This is a genomic window from Kitasatospora sp. NPDC059803 (assembly GCF_042732255.1).
Classification (GTDB): Bacteria; Actinomycetota; Actinomycetes; order Streptomycetales; family Streptomycetaceae; genus Kitasatospora.
The window spans coordinates 1-1473 of sequence record NZ_JBHWIJ010000204.1; the positions used below are offsets into that span (position 1 = coordinate 1).

The 1473-nt window shown below is 68.9% G+C and carries 1 protein-coding gene; it reads right to left on the reverse strand.

Annotated features, from left to right (window positions below):
• Window positions 1-37: 37 nt before the first annotated feature.
• The gene (locus ACFV6I_RS27240; RefSeq protein ID WP_380428192.1) at window positions 38-880 is read right to left on the reverse strand and encodes a chitosanase; all 843 of its coding nucleotides are present in this window, start codon (window positions 878-880) and stop codon (window positions 38-40) included.
• Between the last annotated feature and the right edge of the window lie 593 nt (window positions 881-1473).

Below are 1473 nucleotides of genomic sequence, written 5' to 3' on the forward strand. Positions count from 1 at the left end.
CGCGAGGTGCTGCTCCCGGGCCCCGCTCGGCGTTGCGTCAGCTGTTGATGGCGTAACTGTCGCCGTAGACCTTCCACTTGAGCGGCGGGTTGAGGTCGAAGTTCTTCGCGTTGAGGAAGACCGACTGCTCGGTGTCGACCCGGCTGGTGTCGGAGTGGGCCTGCTCCTTCTTCATGACCACCTTGCGGGCGTCAAGGAAGGCCTTGAGGTAGGTGGCCTCGTCGCCGCCCTGGGCGGGGGTCTTGGCCTTCTTCAGGGCGGCGGCGCGGATGCCGCCGAAGCTGTCCGAGCTGTTGCCGGGGCCGTGCATGACGATGGCGTCGTAGTAGGCGAACTGGCCGAGCGCGCGCAGGCCGTCGGACTTGGCCTGGTTGACGGCGGGGTTGAAGTACACCCGGTCGCGCTCGTCGTTCTGGGCCTGCTGGAAGACCGTGTCCTTGGCGGCGGCGGCCCAGTCGTTGACGAAGGGGGTGCCGAGGCCGGCGTGCGAGGCGCTGCCGTTGACCTTCTTCAGGGCCGGCAGGTACTTGGCGAGGACGTTGCCCGGCTTGAGGTCGGTGTAGTGCTGGACGAGGTCCAGCATGTCGCCGGTGCCGGAGCAGAAGCCGATGATGCCGGCGGTGTAGCCGCGCCCGTCGCCGATGTCCTCGATGTACTTGTACTGGGCCTTCCAGTCCAGCGAGGAGTTCTCCGCGCTGGACACCAGCTGCATCGCGATGTCCTTCTTGTGCGGGTCGTCCAGCCCGACTCCCTTGAGCTGGACGGACGTCGCGGACTTCGGCGCGGCGGTGGCGGCGCCGGCGGCCGCGACCGTGAGGGGCGCGGCCACCAGGGCGGCGGCGAGGGCGATGCGGAGGGCACGGTGGTGCTGGGGACGCATACGATGCTCCGTTTCCTCGGGGGGTTAGGAAACTTTCCTAACGAGAATTAAGGGCCCTCCTTCCCCGTCCCCGCAAGGGTTTTGACAAAGTCTCTTCAAGGCTCTTCAAAGACGCAGGTCAGACCGCCCGCCTGCGCACCCACCAGACCGCCGCCGCGCACAGCAGCACCGCCAGGGCCGCCATCCAGCCGAGCTCGATGAACTGGAACGACCAGTAGCGACTGCCCGGTTGGTAGATCTCGTGCGCCGAGTAGCCGCCCTCGCTCACCAGCTTCTGGGCGCCGTAGTAGTCGTTCCCCGCGTCGTAGAGCCGCCCGATGCTCATCCGGTTCCCGGCCGGGTCGGTGATCCACGTGCTCCCCTCCCAGCGGTGGTCGACCGAGGCCTGCGCCAGCGTGTGCAAGGTGTCCTGGAGCGGGGCGCGGTAGTCGAACCGCAGGGACTGGGCGACCAGCGTGGACACGACCGAGGCCGCCACCCCGATCCCCACCGCCACCACCGTCCGCCGCAGCACCGCGCCCGCGAGCGCGGACAGCGCGAAGACCAGCAGGACCCGGCCGACCAGGGCGGGCGCGGCGGCCGTGAACAGCAGC